The sequence below is a fragment of the Mesorhizobium sp. M2A.F.Ca.ET.039.01.1.1 genome (assembly GCF_003998035.1).
Lineage (GTDB): Bacteria > Pseudomonadota > Alphaproteobacteria > Rhizobiales > Rhizobiaceae > Mesorhizobium.
Genome location: NZ_RZRY01001062.1, coordinates 1 through 1,638 on the forward strand (window position 1 = coordinate 1; position 1,638 = coordinate 1,638).

Genomic DNA, 1,638 nt, shown 5'->3' on the forward strand with positions numbered 1-1,638 from the left:
AGTCGACGGTGTCTGAACGGAGCTCTGCGAGCGTGTCACAGCGAAGCGAAGCAAGATCAGGGTTCAGCTGGAGCGCGTGCGGGTTGGCAGAGGGATCAACAAGCCCGACGATCGTGTGCCCACGACGCAGTGCTGCAGTAACATGGCGCGCGCCCATCAGGCCGAGCCCAACCACCGCCACTCGCGCACCTTGGGCTAAAGGGGGAATGCCAACCCGTCGGTGTTCGGGGCCACCCATCGCTGCGAGCACCGAAGCGTTTGATGCGTCGTCTGTTTTTGGGATCTGGGAGGTCACTCGGGATATCCAAAGACCGTTGCGAGATGACGAAGGTGCCAGGCTTGGTATCCAGCTGTGGCCAACCGGGCTTCAGGATCGCCGGAGAGAAAAGCCTCTACCTGTCCCTTGAGGCCAGGTTTGAGATTGGACTCATCGTTATGCAACAACGGCACATCTTGTTCGGCGACTGACGGCCCTTCGACCATCTTCAGTATCTCAAGCGGCCTTAGTACGTACCGTCGCCGATGAACGCTCATCGCGATACGCCAGCGCCCCACCGAGGCGTAGTTGCCGTGGTATACGTAACGTGTTCCTGCTGATGTAAGACCGCATCCTACGAATACGGAATGCCCTGGATGCCAGCCGACTGGAGGATCCATCGGCTGCGAGGGGATCGCATGAAGTTCGCGGGAGCGTCCACAGAGATAAAAGAGAAGATCGAATACATGGGAGGCATTTGCATAGCCCCAGCGCGCTTTAATCACTGTATTCGTGTCAAGTGACTCGATTCGCGGAACCGGCTCGTCAAATTCAATGCTTGCGGAGAGAACCGGTCCCTCCTCGCTCAATCGATCCCGAAGCGTGCTGACACTCGCCAAAAAACGTCGATTGTAACCGACGAAGACGGAAGTCATTCCGCGGGATACCCGCGGGTGCTGAAATATTGCGTCGATCTCCTCAGCCTCAAGCGCGCCCGGCTTTTCCACAAGGATCTGAGGGCATATGTCAGCGAGGAGAAGCGTAAGCGGGGCAAGAGTATCGACAGGGGTCGCAATAATGGCAAAGGCGGGCCTAGCAACTTCGCCACGCAACGCTAAGCGCACAGCATGGTCCGCCCCGTTCGAAAGACCATTGCAACTGAACGCACGCGCGAAGGCTGCGGTTCGCTCCTCATTCCTTCCGATGACCGTAAACGGGACGTCTAAACTCTTTAGAACCAAGGCGTAATCACGCGCCATGGGACCAGTTCCGATAAGCCAAAGCATGGATTAATTACGACCCCCCTGCCCATCGCTGAATTTATGAAGGACTTCCGCCCCGGCTCCGCGCAGTACGGCGCCGACGGCCTGAACTCGGAGAAGCGCGGCCGGCCGAGCGATCGGCGGTGTTTTCAGTTCTGATGGTCTGCTCCTGATGCTAGCCGACGCTTGTTGGCATTGATCTTTCGCAGCGATGCTTGCAGTGACGGGGTTATGGCGATCCAGATTTGGCAAGTCAAGATTATTTCAAGAACAGGTGAGATAATTATTCGCATCATAAGTATTACAATTGCGTTTTATTCGTTTCGGCCGCCGCCCAGTCCCACTACAAAAAACTGGCGATGTCGGTATAACCATCCCGATCACCCGCCCATTGAAAAG

General features: G+C 56.5%; 2 protein-coding genes. Both read right to left on the minus strand.

The window, feature by feature from the left end; all coding sequences use genetic code 11:
• Positions 1–295, minus strand: a 295-nt coding sequence (locus tag EOA24_RS42600; protein WP_210213647.1) for a hypothetical protein, incomplete at its 3' end; no start/stop codon positions are given.
• Positions 292–1,236, minus strand: coding sequence for a hypothetical protein (locus EOA24_RS37240; protein WP_189354565.1), 945 nt, complete (start codon positions 1,234–1,236; stop codon positions 292–294). The genes EOA24_RS42600 and EOA24_RS37240, both read right to left, overlap by 4 nt.
• Between the last annotated feature and the right edge of the window lie 402 nt (positions 1,237–1,638).

Bases quoted from the DNA above. Each gene is read 5' to 3' on its own strand.
- EOA24_RS37240 (WP_189354565.1), bottom strand. From the start codon at position 1,236: ATGGCGCGTGATTACGCCTTGGTTCTAAAGAGTTTAGACGTCCCGTTT.